General features: G+C 58.6%; 17 protein-coding genes and 1 pseudogene. 4 read left to right on the forward strand and 14 right to left on the reverse strand.

Going from position 1 to position 19,012, the window contains the following annotated elements; all coding sequences use genetic code 11:
- From GRPL_RS10400 to GRPL_RS10390, 3 genes are read right to left on the reverse strand one after another with little or no spacing between them, the layout of a single operon-like run.
- Entirely contained in the window at positions 1–1,182 is a 1,182-nt protein-coding gene (locus GRPL_RS10400; protein ID WP_032699602.1) for an acetyl-CoA C-acetyltransferase, read from the reverse strand.
- Between the two features lie 9 nt (positions 1,183–1,191).
- Complete coding sequence (locus tag GRPL_RS10395; RefSeq protein WP_032699603.1) at positions 1,192–1,848, reverse strand: CoA transferase subunit B; 657 nt, start codon at positions 1,846–1,848, stop codon at positions 1,192–1,194.
- A gap of 2 nt (positions 1,849–1,850) precedes the next feature.
- The gene (locus tag GRPL_RS10390; protein WP_032687242.1) at positions 1,851–2,558 is read right to left on the reverse strand and encodes a CoA transferase subunit A; all 708 of its coding nucleotides are present in this window, start codon (positions 2,556–2,558) and stop codon (positions 1,851–1,853) included.
- Between the two features lie 142 nt (positions 2,559–2,700).
- On the opposite strand from GRPL_RS10390, the gene GRPL_RS10385 reads away from it, so the two are divergent.
- Positions 2,701–3,591 (forward strand): LysR family transcriptional regulator, encoded by an 891-nt coding sequence (locus GRPL_RS10385; RefSeq protein WP_004862938.1) that lies wholly within the window; start codon positions 2,701–2,703, stop codon positions 3,589–3,591.
- 42 nt (positions 3,592–3,633) lie between these two features.
- Here the strand turns inward: GRPL_RS10385 and GRPL_RS27790 are convergent, their stop codons facing one another.
- Positions 3,634–3,774, reverse strand: a complete 141-nt coding sequence (locus GRPL_RS27790) for a hypothetical protein (protein WP_152631987.1) — start codon at positions 3,772–3,774, stop codon at positions 3,634–3,636.
- A 310-nt stretch (positions 3,775–4,084) separates the two neighbouring features.
- Here GRPL_RS27790 and GRPL_RS10380 point away from each other — a divergent pair, with 310 nt between their 5' ends.
- Both GRPL_RS10380 and GRPL_RS0125760 read left to right on the forward strand, forming a co-directional pair.
- A complete protein-coding gene (locus tag GRPL_RS10380) occupies positions 4,085–4,993 on the forward strand; it encodes a DUF535 family protein (RefSeq protein WP_032687244.1) in 909 nt (302 codons plus the stop codon).
- 319 nt (positions 4,994–5,312) lie between these two features.
- Positions 5,313–7,719 (forward strand): annotated as a pseudogene (locus tag GRPL_RS0125760) (membrane-bound PQQ-dependent dehydrogenase, glucose/quinate/shikimate family).
- A 117-nt stretch (positions 7,720–7,836) separates the two neighbouring features.
- Here GRPL_RS0125760 and GRPL_RS10375 read toward each other — a convergent pair.
- The 9 genes from GRPL_RS10375 to GRPL_RS10335 form a co-directional block, all read right to left on the reverse strand.
- On the reverse strand, positions 7,837–8,823 hold the full coding sequence (locus tag GRPL_RS10375) for an ABC transporter ATP-binding protein (protein WP_032687247.1): 987 nt from the start codon (positions 8,821–8,823) through the stop codon (positions 7,837–7,839).
- Complete coding sequence (locus GRPL_RS10370; RefSeq protein WP_032699604.1) at positions 8,820–9,800, reverse strand: ABC transporter ATP-binding protein; 981 nt, start codon at positions 9,798–9,800, stop codon at positions 8,820–8,822. Before GRPL_RS10370 ends, GRPL_RS10375 begins: the two co-directional genes overlap by 4 nt.
- Positions 9,797–10,744: an oligopeptide ABC transporter permease gene (gene opp4C, locus GRPL_RS10365; protein ID WP_032687249.1), complete on the reverse strand. Its 948-nt coding sequence runs from the start codon at positions 10,742–10,744 to the stop codon at positions 9,797–9,799. Before opp4C ends, GRPL_RS10370 begins: the two co-directional genes overlap by 4 nt.
- 3 nt (positions 10,745–10,747) lie before the next feature.
- The gene (locus GRPL_RS10360) at positions 10,748–11,707 is read right to left on the reverse strand and encodes an ABC transporter permease (RefSeq protein ID WP_032699606.1); all 960 of its coding nucleotides are present in this window, start codon (positions 11,705–11,707) and stop codon (positions 10,748–10,750) included.
- A gap of 44 nt (positions 11,708–11,751) precedes the next feature.
- Positions 11,752–13,455 (reverse strand): ABC transporter substrate-binding protein, encoded by a 1,704-nt coding sequence (locus tag GRPL_RS10355; RefSeq protein WP_032699607.1) that lies wholly within the window; start codon positions 13,453–13,455, stop codon positions 11,752–11,754.
- A 148-nt stretch (positions 13,456–13,603) separates the two neighbouring features.
- On the reverse strand, positions 13,604–14,647 hold the full coding sequence (locus GRPL_RS10350) for a methionine ABC transporter ATP-binding protein (protein ID WP_032699608.1): 1,044 nt from the start codon (positions 14,645–14,647) through the stop codon (positions 13,604–13,606).
- A 64-nt stretch (positions 14,648–14,711) separates the two neighbouring features.
- Positions 14,712–15,488 (reverse strand): MetQ/NlpA family ABC transporter substrate-binding protein, encoded by a 777-nt coding sequence (locus GRPL_RS10345; RefSeq protein ID WP_032699617.1) that lies wholly within the window; start codon positions 15,486–15,488, stop codon positions 14,712–14,714.
- A gap of 43 nt (positions 15,489–15,531) precedes the next feature.
- A complete protein-coding gene (locus GRPL_RS10340; RefSeq protein ID WP_370297556.1) occupies positions 15,532–16,176 on the reverse strand; it encodes a methionine ABC transporter permease in 645 nt (214 codons plus the stop codon).
- A gap of 31 nt (positions 16,177–16,207) precedes the next feature.
- A complete protein-coding gene (locus tag GRPL_RS10335) occupies positions 16,208–17,431 on the reverse strand; it encodes an SfnB family sulfur acquisition oxidoreductase (protein ID WP_032699609.1) in 1,224 nt (407 codons plus the stop codon).
- Between the two features lie 288 nt (positions 17,432–17,719).
- On the opposite strand from GRPL_RS10335, the gene GRPL_RS10330 reads away from it, so the two are divergent.
- Positions 17,720–18,223: a DUF1543 domain-containing protein gene (locus GRPL_RS10330; RefSeq protein WP_032687256.1), complete on the forward strand. Its 504-nt coding sequence runs from the start codon at positions 17,720–17,722 to the stop codon at positions 18,221–18,223.
- Between the two features lie 39 nt (positions 18,224–18,262).
- On the opposite strand, the gene arsH is transcribed toward GRPL_RS10330, so the two are convergent.
- Positions 18,263–18,961, reverse strand: a complete 699-nt coding sequence (arsH, locus tag GRPL_RS10325; protein WP_032687258.1) for an arsenical resistance protein ArsH — start codon at positions 18,959–18,961, stop codon at positions 18,263–18,265.
- Positions 18,962–19,012: the final 51 nt, after the last annotated feature.

Below are 19,012 nucleotides of genomic sequence, written 5' to 3' on the forward strand. Positions count from 1 at the left end.
TTAACGTGCGATGGTCATGGCGATACCCTGTCCGCCGCCGACGCAGAGAGTGGCAAGCCCTTTACTGGCGCTCCGGCGCTGCATTTCATGCAGCAGGGTGACGAGGATCCGGCAGCCGGAGGCGCCGATAGGGTGGCCGAGGGCAATGGCGCCGCCGTTGACGTTGACTTTGCTGCTCTCCCAGCCCAGAGACTGGCCAACGGCCAGCGCCTGAACGGCAAAAGCCTCGTTAGCCTCAATTAAATCCACCTCGTCGAGCCGCCATCCGGCCCGTGCCAGCGCCATCTCGCAGGCGCTGACGGGGCCAATCCCCATGACCGCCGGATCGACGCCCGTCACGGCGCTGCTGACAATGCGTCCCAGTACCGGCAGCCCCAGCTCCCGGGCTTTGTCGGCGCTCATCAGGAGTACCGCCGCCGCGCCGTCGTTGAGCGCAGAGGCGTTGCCGGCGGTGACGGTGCCGTTTTCCACGCGGAACGCAGGGCGCAGCTGCGCCAGCTGCTCTGGCGTGGTGGCCGGACGGGGCTGCTCGTCGCGGGTAATGGTCTGCGGCGGTTGCTTTCCCTGTCTGACGACCACCGGCACGATCTCTTGCTCAAAACGGCCCGCTTCGATCGCTGCCGCCGCTTTCTGTTGTGAATCGGCGGCAAAGGCGTCCTGCCGTTGGCGATCGATGGCATAGCGGTCGGCGAGATTCTCTGCCGTCACCCCCATGTGATAGTCGTTGAAGGCGTCCCACAGGCCGTCCTGAATCATACTGTCTTGCATGCTGCGATGGCCGACGCGCAGCCCGGCACGGGCGCCGTCAATCAGATAGGGGGCATTGCTCATGCTCTCCTGACCACCGGCGATGACCACCTGGGCGTCGCCGCTGCGGATCGCCTGCACCGCTTGCTGTACGGCTTTCAGCCCGGAACCGCACACCAGATTCACCGTCACTGCCGGACAGCTGACCGGCAGACCGGCGCGCAAGGCCGTCTGACGCGCCGGATTCTGCCCGCAGCCGGCGGTTAAAACCTGGCCGAAAATCAGCTCGTCGACTGCCGTTGCCGGCAGCGAGCAGCGGGCCAGCAGACTGCGCACGACCCCGGCGCCGAGGTCAACGGCGGAAAGCGTGGAAAATACGCCGCGAAAGCTGCCGATGGGCGTTCTGACCGCACCAACAATCACCACTTCTTGCATGTTGCCTCCTCAGTTGAACCGCATTTCACAGACGTCGTCCGGGACAATCAGGCGTCCGGCGGTTTTACGCATAATTTCGTCGGGGGTGACGCCCGGCGCGTATTCGCGCAGGACGAAAGCCCCGTCGCGTATCTCCAGCAGGGCGAGGTCGGTTAGCACCCGCTGGATACAGCCGACGCCGGTCAGCGGTAAGGTACAGCGCGGCAGGAGTTTGGATTCGCCGTTTTTCGCAGCGTGGGTCATTACCACGATGATGTTTTGCGCCCCGGCCACCAGATCCATGGCTCCGCCCATGCCTTTCACCATTTTCCCCGGGATCATCCACGAGGCGATATTGCCCTCAACGTCAACTTCAAAGGCGCCGAGAACGGTCAGATCGACATGGCCGCCGCGAATCATGGCGAAGGACTGGGCGGAATCGAAAATCGCCGCGCCGGTCCGGGCGGTGACCGTCTGTTTCCCGGCGTTGATCATGTCGGCATCGAGCTCCGACTCGTGCGGAAAACCGCCCATGCCGAGCAGGCCGTTTTCGGATTGCAGCATGACGTCAATGCCTGCCGGGATGTAGTTGGCGACCAGCGTCGGGATGCCAATACCGAGATTGACGTAGTCGCCATCGCGCAGCTCCCGGGCGACGCGGATGGCCATTTGTTCACGAGTCAGCATAATCAGAGACTCCCTGCGCGCAGCGTGCGCTGTTCGATGCGTTTCTCGAACTGGCCGGCGATCAGCCGGTCGACGTAGATGCCGGGGGTGTGGATCGAAGAGGGCGGAAGTTCGCCCGGCGGGACGATCTCTTCTACCTCGACCACCGTAATGCGCCCGGCGGCGGCCATCAGCGGATTAAAGTTTTGCGCCGTGTGGCGATAGATAACGTTGCCGTACCAGTCTGCCTTCCAGCCTTTAACGAGAGCGAAGTCGCCGGTGATGGCCTCTTCGAGGATGTAGGGCTTACCGGCAAACTGGCGCACCTCTTTCCCTTCCGCCACCGGCGTACCGTAGCCGGTGGCGGTGTAAAAGCCGGGGATGCCTGCGCCGCCGGCGCGAACTTTCTCCGCCAGCGTGCCTTGTGGGGTCAGCTCCACCTGCAGTTCGCCGCTGAGCGCCTGCTGCGCAAAGAGGACGTTTTCACCGACATACGAGGCCACGACTTTGCGGACCTGGCGCGTCTCCAGCAGGATGCCGAGGCCGAAACCGTCGACGCCGCAGTTATTTGATACCACCGTCAGCCCCTGTACGTTCCGGCGTTTGACTTCGGCAATCAGATTTTCCGGAATGCCGCACAGGCCAAAACCGCCGGCCAGCACGGTCATACCGTCCGTTAACCCTTCCAGCGCCGCTTCGTAGCTGGCGACGCGCTTATCCAGTCCTGCCATGATTCACCTCTGCTGGCTTGCGATGGGGCTATCATTGGCGGCGCAGACTGATTTGTTAATTTTGAATTTGTGACCTACTCATTGGGTTTTCTTATTAATTTGTTGTTAACTAAATTTTTTCAATTAGTTAACGGGATGAAAAATGAGAATGAGTGTCAAACAGTTACGCGCGTTTTTAGCGGTAGCTCACACTCTGAATTTTGCCCACGCCAGCGAGCGGCTGAATATTTCGCAGCCTGCCCTCAGTCTGACCATCAAAGGACTGGAGGAGGGACTCGGCGGCGCATTGCTGCAACGCAGCACCCGCCGGGTGACGCTGACTCAGGAGGGGGAGATCTTTTTACCGATGGCCCGCCAGCTGCTGGCCGACTGGGATAACGCCGAAGAGGCGATGCGCCAGAGCTTTACCCTGCAGCGCGGCAAAATCTCGATCGCGGCCATGCCCTCGTTTGCGGCAAACGTCCTGCCCGAGGTGTTGAAAGCTTTTCGCGATCGCTATGCCGGGATTAACGTGACCGTTCACGATGTGATTAACGAGCAGGTGATCGAAATGGTTCGTGAAGGGCGGGTGGAGATGGGCATCGCTTTTGAGCCGGCGCCGACCAATAATCTGCTGTTTACGCCGCTGGGCGTGGACCGTTTTATCGCGATTGTGCCGAAATCATCGCCCCTGGCCGGTAAACATCGTCTCTCCTGGCGCGAGCTGTTGACGCTGGATTTCATTACGCTGCAGCGGCCTTCGGCGGTCCGCCTGATGCTGGAAGAGGAACTGGCGCGCAGCGGCCGTCAACTGGATGTTGCGCTGGAGAGCCATCAGCTGGTGACGGTGGGCAGAATGGTGGCCAGCGGTCTCGGCGGCAGCGCCGTTCCGGCGCTCTGCCAGTCGCAGATGCAGGCGCTGGGCGCCGTATGCCTGCCGCTGGATAACCCGCCGATTGAGAAGTGTGTCGGGGTGATTCATGCCGGTCATCTGCAGCTGTCGAAGGCGGCGCAGGCGTTGCTGGGCACGCTGAAGGGGGCATTTACGGCTTGACTGACGGGCGAAAAAAACCGGCGTGGTTAGCCGGTTCAGGAATCAGATTTTGCAGGCGTCGCCACAATCATCATCGGCAACGATCGCTTCGGCTTTTTTGTCAGCCTCTTCAAGGCGTTCGGCATTGCGCTCTTGCGCTTCTTCCAGACCGCTGAAGACCAGATTGTCGAGATCAATTTCCATGAGTTACCCACTTTAGTTCACTTTTGACTGTGGTCAGATTATAGAGCAAAACCACGGCAGGATGAACCCTGGGCGCCTCGTTACCGCACAGAGCGGTAATAGCGTGGCGCCACCTGATATTTTTCATCTGACGCCACAAGAGACTGCCAATAATAAGAGTTGACATCTCCCTGCCTTTAATTATAAAGCGAAAGAATGATTATCTGCCTATTTATTAAATGAAAGGACAACGACTCACTAATCAAGCGTTGACTTGAACTATTTATGATATTATGGCCACGATTATGGTTGATTCTATGGATCTTGATCAATGGCTCAAACAGCAACAGTTGCCATCAAAGAATGGCGAAAAAATAATAAATTGATTTGTCAAATTAAACTCAAATATAAAAAGGTCTTACGAAAATGCAGAGAAATACCTCTCGCAGGGGGAAAGTATAAGGAATATCAAGAGCTTTGTGATAAATATGTTTGCGCCAGATTAACCGGTGCAACGCAGGGGCTGGTGAGTTTTCAGGATAAGCCGTTCAAAGCCTATTTAAATAAAAAAATGTCAAGAAGAGCCAAGCTGGATATTGCCCATGGCGCCTTGATTTTTATCGAAAAAACCTTTAGCGCAGACGCACTGCCGCAGCTGTATAACGTGGTAGAGTACGGGCTGACCGTGGCGGAAATTCCGTTGAAAAACGGTAGCCACATTGCGGTAAAACTGCTGGCTTCGCCTTTTCAGGAGGAGGGCGAACTGATGCTATTAATGCTTCAGGATGGAAAACGCATTTACAGCATCTGTTTTTCTTGCACCGAAGATGGCCGGGCTTATATAGGCGGCATTCAGGGAGGGAAAGATATTGCCAATGATGAAATTAAAGTGCTGACCAAAGAGCTGCACGGCACCCGACCGAAAAATTTAATTATTTCTCTGCTCTATGGTTTTCTACAGCACAGCGATATTAAAGAGATCTATGCCATCGACTCCGATTTTCACGTCAAAAGCGAGAAAGTACAAACCAGTTACTCTGCGCTGTGGCTGGAAGTCGGGGGCGAAAAACATCGTCGCGGCTGGTATAAATTACCGCCGCAGGAGATCAAAAAAAGTATAGAAGAGGTCAAAAGCAAACATCGCAGTCAGTTTATCAAACGCGAAGGTTTGAAGGAGCTGGCGCAGCTGGAAATGAAGGCTGCTCTACGGCAAATCAGCGGGTCGCGGCCCGTAAACTAATTTGCACCTACCGGTGTGCTGGCCCGCAGGGGGCTGTTGGCCAGCCATCTCCCGCCCGTTTATCTTCCTCTGCTTATTTATCACGCGCTTTATCAGCGTTCGCCGCTGCAACTTCCGTTTATAAATTAAAAAATTTTAAACATTTAATGCTGGATTGTTTTACATAACTTTTACAAATCCATATACTTTATTACGTTCTTCGCTCGGCTCATGAGCGTCCAACCAGGATGTTATGCGGTCTGTATCCGATTTGTTTGGATCGGATGCTGTTAAAAATAAATATATTGGTTATAACGACTAATGTCGTATGGGATGAGATATGAACGAACAGCGAGGTAGCGGCAGGAGGATCTTCTTCACCGTCTACCGGGTTATATTTGTATTACTCAGTTTTTGTACGGGACTCTTTTTCACTTTCTGGGGCGGCAAGCTCCTGACTCTGGGCGGTAGCGCCTGGTATCTGTTGGCCGGCGTGGCCTATCTGCTTATCGCCATCGGATACCTTATCCGCAGTCAATACGTCCTCCCTTTCACCATTGTGACCTTCTTACTGACCCTTGTCTGGGCGCTTTATGAAGTGCAGCTCAGCTACTGGGGACTGATTCCTCGTCTGGTGGTGCCGGCTCTGCTGCTGATGCTTGGCCTGTGGCTGGCAACGACGCTGCCGGTTAAACGGGCCGCGGTTCGCTATGCCAACTGGAGCGCCTCGGCGATTTTCATCGCTCTGCTGGCGACGCTGGTCTCGGCGTTTTATCCTCACGGCGGCATTCATCATGGCGTGGTGAAAGCCGCTGCAGATAGCAAGCCGACCCTTGCTTCTCAAAGCGACAACTGGGAATTTTTTCGCCCGCGATGCTTCAGGTACCCGTTTTGCCCCGTACGATGATATTACCCCGGAAAACGTCAAAAACCTGAAGGTGGCGTGGACCTACCACACCGGCCGCCGGGTGAGCGGCCCGGGGATTGGGGTGGATGAGAATACGCCGCTGCAAATTGGCGATACGCTCTACTCCTGTACGCCGCTGAACGTGGTCACCGCGCTGGATGCGGATAGCGGGAAAGCGCGCTGGCGCTTTGACCCGCATGCGCAGACCGCCGAACACGTCACCTGTCGCGGCGTCGGCTACTATGATGTGCAAAACGATACGTCGCTGACGGCGCAGGAGAAAGCCAGCCCGGATCTGCAGCAGTGTCCGCAGCGGATTCTGGTTTCCACCGTCGATGCGCGCCTGCTGGCGCTGAACGCCAAAACCGGCGAGCTGTGCGATAACTTCGGCCATCACGGTAGCGTCGATCTCAAGCAGGGGATGGACAACACCGAGAACAGCAAGCGCTACCACCCGACCTCGACGCCGGTGATCATGGGGCATATTGCGGTACTGGGCGGCTGGGTTCGCGATATTATTCACGGTGAACCTTCCGGCGTGGTCCGCGCCTTCGATGTGCGCAACGGCAACGTGGTTTGGGCCTGGGATGTGGGTCAGCCGGAAAATGTGACCGATCCGCAAAAAGGGCGCGTGTATACCCTCGAAACGCCGAACGTCTGGACGGTGCCGGCCTTTGATAAAGAGCTGAACCTGGTTTATCTGCCGACCGGCAACGGTCCGCCGGATTACTGGGGCGGCGACCGTAACGCAGCGAAAGAGAAGTATGGCTCTTCCGTGGTGGCGGTGGATGCCAGCACCGGTGAAACAAAATGGGTCTTCCAGACCGTTCACCATGATGTCTGGGACTATGATTTGCCGTCTCAGCCGGTGCTGTTCCACATGAAAAATGACCAGGGCGAAGAGGTTCCGGTCCTGATTCAGACCACCAAAACCGGTCAGATCTATGTTCTCGATCGCCGCACCGGCAAGCCGGTGACGCGCGTTGACGAACTGCCGGTAGCGCACGAAGGGGCAGAAGGCGAACGCCTTTCTACCACCCAGCCGTTCTCGACCGGGATGCCGCAGCTCGGCGTTGAACCGTTAACCGAGAAATCAATGTGGGGCGTGACGCCGTTTGACCAGCTGATGTGCCGCATTGACTTCAAAGAGTCCACCTGGCTTGGGATGTATACGCCGCCGTCAGAGAAGCCGTATATCGAATGGCCGAGCCTGCTGGGCGGCATGAACTGGGGCGGAATCTCCATCGATGAGCGTAGCGGGACGCTGTTTGTTAACGATATGCGCATGCCGCTGAGAATGTCGCTGGTACGTCAGCAGGATATGGCGAAATACAAAGTCTCTACGGATGAGGTTCCGGGGTTCATGGGGACCGTGCGCCCGCAGGTCGCCGGGCCATATGGCGGCGTGCGGATCGATATTCTGCAATCCGCGCTGGGGATACCGTGTAATACGCCGCCGTTCGGCACGATGAGCGCTATCGATCTCAATACTCGTCAGCTGATGTGGCAGGTGCCGATGGGCTCCGTCGAGGATACCGGTCCGCTGGGTCTGAAAACCCACATGCATATCCCGCTGGGTATGCCGACGCTGGGCGGCCCGACCTCGACGGCTTCCGGGCTGATCTTTTTTGCCGGGACCCAGGATAACTACCTGCGGGCGCTGGATTCCGCAACCGGGAAAGAGCTGTGGCGAGCTCGCCTGCCGGTTGGGGCCGTGGCAGCGCCGCTTATCTATAAATCGCCGAAGAGCGGAAAAGAGTACGTGGTCATTTCCGCCGGTGGCGCCAGCCACTCCCCGGATGTGGGCGATGATATTATTGCCTACGCGCTGGAAGAGTAGCGCGCCTGAAGGCGGCGTATTGAGTACGCCGCGACGGTAGGTTAAAACCAGCCAGCGTCATTGCTGACTGGTTTTTTTTGCCTCAGGCGCCGGCCGGCAGTCGGAGGGCCTCGCGCTTTAGCAGGAGGCGACCACCTCATGGCAGGCCACAGAGTGGCCGGCGGCTATCACACGCAGCGCGGGAATTTCGCGGCGACAGCGGTCGTTGGCCTTCGGGCAGCGTGAGGAAAAACGACAGCCGGGCGGCGGATTCGAGGGATCGGGGATCTCGCCTTGTACGACCGCGACGGGTTCGGCGTGCGGATCGAGCGTCGGTACCGCCGCCAGCAGCGCCTGGGTGTAGGGATGGCGAGGTTGGGCAAACAGCGCATCGCGGCTGGCGGTCTCCACCAACTGCCCGAGATACATCACCGCCACGTCATCACAGAGATGCTCCACCACTCCAAGGTCATGGGAGATAAACAGAAAGGTGACGCCAAAATCGTCGCGCAGATCGGAAAACAGATTGATGATCTGCGCCTGGATAGAGACATCCAGCGCCGAGATAGGCTCGTCGGCAATGATAAAGTCGGGGTTGAGAATCAGCGCCCGGGCAATACCAATACGCTGGCGCTGACCGCCCGAGAACTCATGCGGAAAGCGGTTGTAGTGGTGGGGCGCGAGGCCGCAGATCTGCATCACCGCAATCACTTTGTCATACAGCTCCGCCCGACTGCACAGTTTATGCTGCAGCATGGCTTCGCCAATCGCCTCGCCGACGCGAATCCGCGGGTTCAGCGAACTGTAGGGATCCTGAAACACCAGCTGGATTTTAGGGCGTAGCGCCTGCATCTCCTGCGAGGTGAGGGTGGAGAGCTCCCGGCCCCGGTATTTCACGCTACCGGCGCTCTTCTCGTATAGCCCCAGTAGCGTGCGTCCTACGGTCGTTTTCCCGCTGCCGGATTCGCCCACCAGGCCGAAAATAGTCCCCTGGCGGATGCGAAAGCTGACGCCGTCCACCGCTCGCAGCTGCCCGGTTTGCTGGCCAAAGAGCCCGTCGCGCAGCGGAAAGTGTTTTTTTAACCCTTCGACTTCAATGACATATTGATGGTTTTCACTGTTCATGCAACCGGCTCCGCGGATGTGGTGTGAAAGCAGGCGGCCTGCCGCGTTGTTCCCAATAGCGCAGGGATACTCTGGCGACAGGCTGCGCTGGCCCGCTGGCAGCGGTCGGCAAAGGCGCAGCCGGCAGGCAGGGCGGCGAGATCCGGCACCTGCCCGGGAATCGAGTACAGGCGACGGCGTCGTTCGCCGGGCACCGGCCGCGAGGCGATCAGCCCCTGGGTATAGGGATGCTGCGGCTGGCGTAAGATCTCGGCCGTCGGACCCGATTCGACCACCCGGCCGGCGTACATCACTACCACCTGTTGCGCCATTTGCGCAATCACGCCCAGATCGTGGGTGATCAGCAGCATCGCCATCCCCCTGGCCTGCGCCCGATCGCGCAGCAGGCGCAGGATTTGCGCCTGAACGGTGACATCCAGCGCGGTGGTGGGTTCATCGGCGATCAGCAGCTTCGGTTGGCAGCTCAGCGCCATGGCAATCATCACGCGCTGTAGCATGCCGCCGGAGAGCTGGTGCGGGTAGCTGTTCATCAGGCTATCCGCGCGGGCCAGCCCCACTTCGCTTAGCAGGCGGGTGGCGTGGCGCCAGGCGGCTTTGGGCGTTTCGCCCAGGTGGCGAATGAGCGGCTCGCACAGCTGCTCGCCGATGGTCAGCACCGGGTTCAGCGCGGTCATCGGTTCCTGAAAGATCATCGCCAGCTGGTTGCCGCGCAGGTCGGCCATGTTGCGGGCTTTCAGACGCAGCAGGTCCTGCCCGTCAAAGAGGATTTCTCCGCTATCGATACGCGCGGCCTGGGGCGGCAACAGGCCCATTAAGGCCATTGCGGTGACGCTTTTTCCGCAGCCGGATTCGCCGACGACCCCGACGGTCTGGCCAGCATGAATGGCAAACGATACCTCCTGTACCGCCCGCACGCGCTGTTTTTCGGCGGCGAAGGAGACCGAGAGTTGTCGGAAGGTGAGTAACGGGGCGCTCATTTCAGCCTCTGTTTCATTTTCGGATCCATCGCATCGCGCAGGCCGTCGCCCAGCACGTTAATGGCAATGACGGTGATAAAAATGGCGATACCCGGCGGCATCCATAGCCATGGACGACGTTGGAAGTCGATCAGGCTGTTGGCGGCGTCCATCATATTGCCCCAGGAGGGCGTGGGCGGTACCACGCCCAGTCCAAGGTAGCTGAGCGCCGATTCGCTCAGAATGGCATTCGCCACCGCCATGGTCGCCATGACCACCAGAATCGGAATGGTATTGGGCAGCAGATGGCCAAACAGGCGACGACGGGCGGAAAGACCCAGTACCCGGGTTGCCAGCATGAAATCGCGTTCGCGCAGCGACAGGCATTGACCACGTACCAGCCGCGCCAGCTTTGGCCACTCCAGCAGGCTGAGCATCACCACCACCATGTAGATCCGGGCATCCGGGGAAAAATCGAGTTCGGATAACATCGCCCCGGCGACGATCAGCAGCGGCAGACCGGGAATCGTCATCACCAGGTCCGCCAGGCGCATGATCAGCTTATCGGTCAGGCCGCCGGCATAGCCGGAGACGGCGCCGAGCAGGTAGCCCAGCGCCACCGACAGCAGCATAGTGAGCAGGCCAATAATCAACGAAATACGTCCGGCCATCAGCAGGCGGGTGTAGACATCGCGGCCGAGAAAGTCGGTACCCAGCCAGTGCTCAGCGCCGGGAGGCTTGTTAATCATCAGGACATCGGTGGCATCATCTTTCCACGGCGACCAGAGCGGCCCCAGCACGCACCAGGCGGCCATCACCGCCAGCAGCAGCAGGCAAAACATGGCCAGCCGGTTGCGTTGAAGCGACCGCCAGGCCTGGCGCCACGGTGATGGGGTGATCATAGCGAGCGCCGGAATCTCCGCCTTGCGCAGGCGACGTTGCGTTGAAAACAGAGTGCTAAACATGATTTATGACCTCACCCGAATTCGCGGGTCGGCCCACGCGTAGAGAACATCGGCTATCAGGTTGCCCAGAATGGTGAGCACCGCCAGGAACAGGGTAAACCCCATCAGTACCGGATAATCGCGGGCGGCCAGCGAATCGATATGAATATGCCCGGCCCCAGGCCAGTTAAAGACCTTTTCGGTGATGATGGCGCCGGAGAACAGCCCCGGTAGCTCGAAGCCGAGCAGGGTGATAATGGGCAGCAGCGCATTGCGCAGCGCGTGTTTGAAGATCACCGTCCGTTCGCGCAGCCCTTTGGCGCGGGCGGTACGAATAAAATCCATCCTGACGACGTCGAGCATACTGGCGCGGAAGTAGCGCGTCAGGCTGCCGGCCTGCAGCATCACCAGCGCCAGAACCGGCAGCACCAGGTGCGCGGCCACCTGCAGGATATAGCCCCAGCCGCGTTCATCGCTGCCGGTGTTGGTCATCCCGCCAACCGGCAGCCAGTGCAGATCCACGGCGAACCACTTAATCAACAGCAGACAGAGGAAAAAGGTCGGAAAGGACATCGCGGCAAAGACCGCCACGCTCACCAGGTGGTCAAACAGCGAGTTTGGCTTCATGGCGGAGACGATGCCCACCGTCAGGCCGATGCCCCAGTAAAAAACCAGCGCAATGCTTGCCAGCAGGAACGAGTTCCAGATGTACTGGTTTAGCAACTGGCTGACCGGAATCTGGTACTGCAGCGAGAAACCGAGATCGCCTCGCAGCAGTTGGCCGAGCCAACGCAGATAGCGGGTCAACAGCGGCTGGTCGAGGCCATAGATGGCTTTGAGTTCGGCGGCGCGAGCGGCGGTGAGGGTAATATTGCCGTCGATAAAGTCGCCGGGAGTTTTGGCAAACAGCATAAAGATAATCAATGAGGCCAGTAGCAGCATCGGCAGCGTTTGCAGCAGCCGTCTCAGGATAAAATTTCTCATAACATTCTCACTCAGCCGCCGGGGTATTCCGGCGGCTGTGATGGTTACCTGGCGATTTTCACATCCGGCAGGCTGCCGGTCAGGCCGTTATAAATATCCGGTTTAAAACCGGATACCCTGGCGCTGCTGGCCGAGAGAATCTGGCGGTAGCCGAGAAGAATGACCGGCGGGTCTTCCGCCAGCACCTGATACAGCTGATGGTAAATCGGCTTACGCTTTTCGACGTCGAGCAGCGCGTTGCCTTCGTTAATCAGCTTATCGACCTGCGGATTGTTATAGCCCGACTCTTTGGCTTCAGTGCTGTAGAAATCCCATACGCCGTCGTGCGGGTCGTTGAGCGTGCTGGTGCTAAAGGAGGCCAGGTCATAGTTGCCCGCTTTACGCTGGGCCATCAGGGCGTTGAAGTCGACCACCTGCGGTTTGAGCACGACGCCGATCTGCCGCCAGTTCTCTTTGGCAATCGGGATCAGCGCATCGTTGAGCACCTTCTTACTGACCAGCAGCGTCAGCTCCAGACGCTGACCGTCTTTCACGCGGATGCCGTCCGGGCCCGGTTTCCAGCCCGCTTCATCAAGCAGTTTTTTCGCCTGCGCCGGATCGTAGTGATACGGGTTGACCCCCTGCGGATTGTAGGCCCAGGAGATAGGGGCGATCGGTTCAACTGCCACCTTGCCATAGCCCTGGTACACCACATCGATCAGCTTCTGGCGGTCGAGGCCGTAAATCAGCGCCTGCCGAACTTTGACATCCTTCAGCGCCGGACGACGGACGTTAAACTCCACCTGGCTGTAATCGCTGGAGCCGTAGAGGTTGATATTGGCGAAGCCGAGCATTCTCAGCTGTTCAATATCGTCCGGGCGCGAGGTAAAGGCGTCGTAGTCGGTTTCCCCGGTCTGGAACAGCTGAAAGTTGGTCGACGGGTTGGTAACGCGGTAGATAAAGCGCGGCGTCGGCGGTGTGCCGCGGTAGAAGTGGCTGTTAGCGTGGAAACGAATCTCCTGGCCCGGAATATATTTGTCATAGACGTAAGGACCGTTGCCCAGCGGTTTTCCATGCAGGCTGCGCAGATAGTCAAGCTGGCCGCGCTGGTAGCCTTTGCCATACCAGGCTTTGGAGAGCACCGGACCACCGATCCGCGAAAGGGTGGTGGCGCCGGGCTGCGTCGTAGTGACCTGCAGGGTCAGCGGGTCGATGACCTTCAGGCCGCTGACGCTGTCGGCTTTCCCGGCTTTATACTCGGCGCCGCCGGCAATATTGGCGAGGGTAATATCGGTATCGCCGTCATACTTCGGATCCAGCAGCACGGTGAGGGTAAAGGCGACATCTTCCGCGGTGAGCGGCGAGCCGTCGCTGAAGGTCAGATTCGGCCGCAGCTTGATGGTATAGACTTTGTTATCGGCGCTCACCTGCCAGCTTTCGGCCAGGCCAGGGACCAGGTTGCCGTGGCTGTCCCAGTCAATCAGGCGCGAAAAGATGACGTTGGTGACGTTTTCGTCCCAGCCGTTAACGAAGAAGTAGGGGTTAAAGATCCCCTGTGGCTCGGAAATCCCGGCGACGACGGTGTCTTTACGCAGTTTGGCGGCCGCCGGGATCTGGCTGGCATCGGTGGCCGGCGTGATGCCTTCCTGCAAAATTTCGTCCGCGCTGGTCACAGAAGAAAATGCCAGCGTGCCGCCGATTAACGCGATTGCAATAGCGTGCGAAAATCGCGTCTGTTTAGTTTTTAATCCGTGCAGTAATCTGGACAAAAGTGCTCCCTCATCAAATAATTGCGCTGAAATTTACAATTCATGACGAAAGATAAGAGGCGCACCACGGCCTGTCTAACAACGAAAAAATATGATTTATAGCGAATCAGCATTAGCAATAATCTGGCAATAAAATGCCAGATTTTGATTAAGACGGAGAATTTTCCACCGTCAGTTCGCTCCCGAGAGTCAAACGATCCGCGACCCAGCCGTGCTGACCTAACGCGCTGTCATCCAGCGGCCGGGGCAGCCGGATGCGTAGCTGTCCGATGACCCGCCCCTGAATCTGCTCGCAGTTGCCGTACAGCAGGCGTGCGCCATCGCCGAGCAAAGCGGCGATGCGGTGTAAATCCGGCTCGCCGCCGCTGCTGCCGTCGAAGTGCAGGGTCACCAGCTGCGAGCCGGCCACCGACGACAGGTTTTCGCCGGGGCGATCGTGATGCAGCGTACTGGTCATGCTACGCGTCACCTCGTGCTGCGGGTTGCCAAACACCCGCCACACCTCGCCCTGTTCGATGATATGCCCGCGCTCCAGCACCGCCACCCGATCGCAGAGCGTGCGGATGACCTCCATTTCATGAGTAATGAGGATAATCGTCAGACCAAGGCGCTGGTTAATTTCTTTCAACAGCTTAAGCACAGCGAGGGTGTTTTCCGGATCCAGCGCCGAGGTTGCCTCGTCGCAAAGCAGAATTTCCGGCTGGGTTACCAGCGCGCGGGCGATCCCGGTACGCTGCTTTTGCCCGCCGGAGAGTTTTGCCGGCCAGCTATCGCGCAGGGCGCTGAGGCCGACCAGTTCCAGCATCTCATCGACCCGGCGCTGCCTTTCAGCCCGCGGGACGCCGGCCATCTTAAGCGGCAGTTCGACGTTTTGCGCCACCGTTTTGGTCGACATCAGGTTGAAGTGTTGAAAGATCATCGCCACCCGGCGGCGCAGGTCGCGCATCTGGCTGCGTGAATAGCGCAACGTCTGTTCGCCGTGAATGGTGATTTCGCCGCTGTCGGCGTTTTCCAGGCGATTAAACAGGCGCAACAGCGTCGATTTCCCGGCGCCGCTGCGGCCGATAATGCCGAAAATCTCGCCCTGATAGAGCGTCAGGTTAATATTCTGCAGCGCCTGAACGCCGTTAGGGTAGGCTTTGCTTATTCCGCTTAACTGTATATGCGGTACGGCACGAGGATCGTGAGTCACGGTAGTTTGCTCCGTCAGCCTTGAAAAACCGGCAGCATCAGCGCTGCCGGATACGGTCCGGCGATCAGAAGCCCGGGACGATTTTGCCTTTGTAGCGGGTGAGGATAAAATTGCGCACCGCGTCGGAGTGCAGCGCTTTCGCCAGCTTCTGGATCCCCGGATCGTTGAGGTTATCGGGGCGGGCCACCAGATACTCGACGTACAGATCGCTGCCTTTTTCTACCAGCAGGGCTTTATCGGTATCGATCCCCGCTTCCAGCGCATAGTTGGCGAATATAAACGCCAGATCGACCTGATTCACCGCCCGCGCCAGCATGGCGCCTTCCAGCTCGCGAATTTTAAAATGGTGCGGGTTGGCGACGATATCCCGGGTCGCCGACTGCGGATCCTTCGGGTTTTTCAGGGTCAGCAGGCCGGCATCGCTTAACATGACCAGCGCTCGCCCGGTGTTGACCGGGTCATTCGGCACTGCGATGGTGGCGCCATCCGGGAGCGCTTTGATGTCGTGATATTTGCTGGAGTAGGCGCCAAACGGTTCAATATGGACGCCTACCACCGGGACCAGATCGGTATGTCGCGTCTGGTTGTAGTTATCGAGGAACGGACGGTACTGATAGTAGTTGGCGTCGAGGTTTTTCTCCGCCAGCTGTTGGTTAGGCTGAATAAAGTCGTTAAAGACTTTGATTTTCAAATCTACGCCCTGTCTGGCCAGCTCCGGCTTGACGAACTCAAGGATTTCCGCGTGCGGTACCGGCGTGGCGCCGACGGTCAGCGTTTCGTTGGCGGCGACAGAGGCGGAGAAGAGGGCCAGCAGCCCGGCGGCGATAAGGGTTTTGTGCACTATTTTGTTCATGGTTTTTTCCTGGGAAAGTCGCGTGTCTTTGTTATTTACGGCTCATGTACCGCACAAGGCGGTCGCCGCTCATCTGTAAAACCTGCACCAGGGCAATCAGCAGCAGGACGGTGACCACCATCACGTCGGTCTGAAAGCGCTGGTAGCCAAAACGAATCGCCAGATCCCCGAGCCCGCCGCCGCCGATAACCCCGGCCATAGAGGTGTAATCCACCAGCAAAATCGCGGTGACGGTGACGGCGGCAACCAGCCCGGCGCGGGATTCGGGCAACAGGGTGTGCCAGATCAGCTGTGCGGTATTGCCGCCCATTGACCAGCTGGCCTCCACCAGACCGTGATCCACCTCGCGCAGGGCGCTTTCCACCAGCCGGGCAAAGAAAGGCGCGCAGCCCGCCACCAGCGGCGGAATGGTGCCCTGTACGCCCAGGGAGGTGCCGGTAATTAAGGTGGTGACCGGGATCATGACGATCAGCAAAATAATGAATGGCAGCGAACGCAGGACGTTGACGCAAAACGACAGCAGACGATACAGCCGCGGGGCGTGCAGCAGCTGCGGCTGGCCGGTGAGGTAGAGGACAATCCCTAACGGCAGACCGAGCAGTACGGTAAAGCCCAGCGACCAGCCCAGCATGATTAACGTGTCGATGCCCGCCTGGAGCACATCGCTCCAGTCGATATCGGCAAAAAACTCCAGCACGGGGGCCACCTTAGTTCCAGTCGTGACGCTGCGGGCGAATGCCGTTTAATACCCAGTTGCCGAGCAGCTGATATTTCCAGCGTACCGGGTCGTGCAGGGTGTGAACGCGCGCATTGCGCCAGTGGCGATCGAAGTTGTGACGGTTGCCGGTCGCCCGGGTACCGCTGAGTTCAAACAGGCGGCTGGCGGCGTCAAGGGCAACCTCGGTGGTGAACACTTTGGCGCGGGCAACGGCGATGGAAGCCTGCGCCACATGCTCCTCGCTGAGATCCTGTTTAAAGCGGTCGAGAACCTTGCCCGCCTGCTCCAGCAGCGCCTCAGCGGCGGCCAGTCGGCTATCAATCTGTCCGATATGGTAGATGGTGAGCGGATCGTCGCTGGCCCGTTCGACGCCGGCATCAATCCACGGTCGGGCGAACTGGCGAACGAAGCTGACGGTGTCGTTGAGGGCTGCGCGGGCGATCCCGGCATCAATCGCGGCGGTGGTGAGCTGCGCGAAGGGGCCGGCGAGCGTCGGCGAGGCATAAGATTTCCACGTCGGGAAAAGATGCAACGGCGCGACCGCCAGATTCTCCGCCAGGACCGTGCCGCTGGCGGTATTTCGCTGCCCAAGGCAGTCCCAGTCATCGAGCACCGTCAAGCCAGCGCTGTCGCGCGGCACGAAGGCCAGCTGCGCGCGATCGTCGGCGTCCAGCGCCAGAATGCCTATCCAGTGGGCGTAGAGCGAGCCGGTGCAATAGCCCTTCCGTCCGTTGATGTACAGCGCATCACCACGGGTCTCCAGGCGGGTGCGGATATCGAGCACCGTTTTGCCGCCGGTCTCGGAAAGCGCGTTGGCAAAACGATGCCCCTGTAATACCAGGCCAAAAAAGAAGGCCTGTTGCTCTGCGCTGCCCTGCAGGCGAATGTCCTCGAGCAGGCAGTAATGGTTTTGCGGAATTTGTCCGAGCGACGGATCGGCGGCGGAGATGATGGCAATCACTTGAGCCAGGGTGGCGGCGGAGACCTCGGCGCCGCCCCATTGGCGCGGCACCGTGATGCCCCACAGGCCGCTGTTGGAGAAGGTATCGACAATCTCGGGCGCTACCGTGCCGCTACGGTCGCGTTCTGCGGCTCCGGGCTGTAGCAGCAGGGCGATCTCGTGGGCAATGGCGATGGCTTCTTCATCGCTGCTGATGACATGGGCATCCGGCGAATGGCGGGTATAGCTGACGGGTGATTGGCTTTCTGACATACGGTTTTCTCGTGGTTAACTAAATGGCTATATGCAAAAAATAGATAACTAAATAACCTATAATTCCAATGTGTTATATGTGAATAGCAAAGGCTGTGCCAGTTCGCGGAGAATTTTTAGATATTTAAAATCAATGAATTACGTTTTTATCTGCCGGGCAGGTTGCTGCAAATGCAGCACCGGTGATAGCAGGCTGCTGCATTTCCGACAGCCTGCGTCGGGGAAACTTGCTGAAACAAGCGTTATGTAGTCTGATATATATCGAAAATGATAATCAGAGGATCGGCAATGTATCTGTTTATGTTTTACGTCGGTGGCAATGCGGGTAAATCGAATATTGAAGTTCATGACATTCAGTTTGTGGTGGCGCGAACCCCGGAGGAGGCGTGGCCTGCGCTGCGCGAGGCCTGGTTTGGCGATGCGGATAAAATCCATATTGACGGCTATAGCAGGATCAACTGGGCCGATGGTTATGAGGTGACTCTGGCCAGAACGCCTGCTCACGGCGGGGTGAAGCTGTTCTTTGTTAACGCCGGCGGCTATCGCTCCGACACCCTGGCGGAACTGCATGAATTCGGTCTGTTTGCGGCGAGTGACGCGCGGGAGGCGAAGGAGAAAGCGCTGAAGACGCTGCTGCGCGGCGCCTGGCAGCAGCATAAGGACAATCTGCAGGCCGTCGATGACTGTCTGCTGCTGGACAAGGTGGGCGACTGGTATCTCCACCTGACGCCCAACGCTGCGGGCGAGGCGGCCAGGCCCGAGTGGCAAGGCTATCAACCGATTGGGATTTGAAGCCCTGCCAGCGCGGGGAGCATCCCCGCGCATTCCCCGTCAGATTTTGGCCTGATTGACTCGCGCTGAGAGGGCCTGATGGCTCTCTTTGCGTTCGCTGTATCTCCCGGCGAGCAGCGCGGTATGGCCTTTCAGCAGCTGGGTTATCTTGAACAGCTCTTCGCTGACGTCGACGATTCTGTCGTACCACGGCGAGGGCTTCATGCGACCCTGTTCATCAAATTCCTGCCAGGCCTTGGGGACAGACGATTGATTCGGGATAGTAAACATCCGCATCCAGCGCCCGAGGATCCGCATCTGATTGACGGCGTTGAATGACTGGGAACCGCCGCACACCTGCATCACCGCCAGCGTTTTGCCCTGAGAAGGGCGGACAGCACCTTCGCTCAGGGGGATCCAGTCAATCTGGGCTTTCATCACCGCACTCATCGCGCCATGTCGCTCCGGTGAACTCCAGATCATCCCGTCGCACCAGCGCACCCGTTCACGCAGCTCAACCACTTTAGGGTGCGATTCCGGCGCATCATCGGGCAGCGGCAGCCCGGAAGGATTGAAGGTCTGGACGCTGGCGCCCATGGCCGTCAGCAGTCGTCCGGCTTCTTCCGCGGCGAAGCGGCTGAAAGAGCGCTCGCGCAGCGAGCCGTAGAGAATGAGGATTCGCGGTGGCGCCCGATCCGGGAGCTTGTTGGCAAGTTCAAAATCAAAAAATTCACCTTGCAGGGCAGGAAAATCAGCCATGGGGGAACACCTTTTTTTGAGGGGGGTTATTTCAAAATAAACATATATGAA

Source organism: Klebsiella planticola ATCC 33531 (assembly GCF_000735435.1).
GTDB classification, from domain to species: domain Bacteria; phylum Pseudomonadota; class Gammaproteobacteria; order Enterobacterales; family Enterobacteriaceae; genus Klebsiella; species Klebsiella planticola.